The sequence below is a fragment of the Leisingera sp. ANG-S5 genome (assembly GCF_000813925.1).
Taxonomy (GTDB): Bacteria; Pseudomonadota; Alphaproteobacteria; order Rhodobacterales; family Rhodobacteraceae; genus Leisingera.
The window spans coordinates 1-1412 of record NZ_JWLH01000042.1 but is presented as its reverse complement, the minus strand read 5'-3'; the positions used below and the strand labels follow the sequence as shown (position 1 = coordinate 1412).

The 1412-nt window shown below is 62.9% G+C and carries 1 protein-coding gene; it reads left to right on the top strand.

Annotated features, from left to right (window positions below; all coding sequences use genetic code 11):
- The first annotated feature begins 121 nt into the window (after window positions 1-121).
- Window positions 122-1204, top strand: coding sequence for a phospho-N-acetylmuramoyl-pentapeptide-transferase (gene mraY, locus RA25_RS22030; RefSeq protein ID WP_019298306.1), 1083 nt, complete (start codon window positions 122-124; stop codon window positions 1202-1204).
- Window positions 1205-1412 lie beyond the last annotated feature (208 nt).

Below are 1412 nucleotides of genomic sequence, written 5' to 3'. Positions count from 1 at the left end.
CATCGTGCTGGCCAAGGGCTCGCTCAGCATGGCGCTGGCCAAGATCGTTGACGGCATCCGCGAAATGGGTCACTCCACCCCCACACAGGAAAACGCATAAGAGAACGAGGGAAGGGCTCAGATGCTCTATTGGCTGACCGCTTTGTCGGACGGGGGGGATGTTTTCAACCTCTTCCGCTACATTACATTCCGCGCAGGCGGCGCCTTCATGACTGCGCTGATCTTCGGCTTCCTGTTCGGCAAGCCGCTGATCAACGTGCTGCGCAAGCGCCAGGGCAAAGGCCAGCCGATCCGCGATGACGGGCCGGAGGGGCATTTTTCCAAGGCTGGTACCCCGACCATGGGCGGCCTCCTGGTGGTCGGCGCGCTGCTGACGGCAACCCTGATGTGGGCGCGCTGGGACAATCCCTTTGTCTGGCTGGTGCTGTTTGTGACGCTGGCCTACGGCCTGATCGGTTTTGCCGATGATTACGCCAAGGTCTCCAAGCAGAACACCGCGGGCGTGCCCGGCAAGGTCCGGCTGGCACTGGGGATCATGATTGCGGTAATAGCGGCAGTCTGGGCCGCGGCCTATCACCCGGCGCCCTTGCAGAACCATCTGGCGCTGCCGGTGTTCAAGGACACGCTGATCAATCTTGGGATTTTCTACGTGCCGTTCTCGATCTGCGTCATCGTCGGTGCTGCTAATGCGGTGAACCTGACAGATGGCCTGGACGGTCTGGCGATCATGCCGGTGATGATCGCGGCAGGCACCTTAGGCGTCATCGCCTATGCGGTGGGCCGCGTCGACTTCACCGAATATCTGGACGTGCATTACGTGCCTGGCACCGGCGAGATCCTGATCTTCTGTGCCGCACTGTTCGGTGCCGGCCTTGGCTTCCTGTGGTACAACGCGCCGCCCGCGGCGGTGTTCATGGGCGACACCGGCTCGCTGGCCCTGGGCGGCGCGCTCGGCGCTATCGCCATTGCCACCAAGCACGAGCTGGTTCTGGCCATCGTCGGCGGGCTGTTCGTGGTCGAGGCGCTGTCGGTGATCATTCAGGTCCTGTACTTCAAGCGCACCGGACGGCGGGTGTTTCTGATGGCGCCGATCCATCACCACTATGAGAAAAAGGGCTGGGCCGAGCCGCAGATCGTGATCCGCTTCTGGATCATCTCGCTGATCCTGGCAATGATCGGTCTGGCGACGCTGAAGGTGCGGTAAGACACGCCGTTTTACCGCCGCGCCGTGTCCTTGGCGGGGTGGTTTGAACTCTCTTTTCCATGGAACCGCCCGGGGCTGCTGCGTCGGGCGGTTTGTCTTTGAGGAAGAAGGCGGCGCCGCCGGAGGGGCGGAGCATCGGACAGCCCTTGCCAAGGGGCTGTGCCCGTCTATCGGCCTATGCGGGCCCGCCCTGCACCCAATGAAGAGG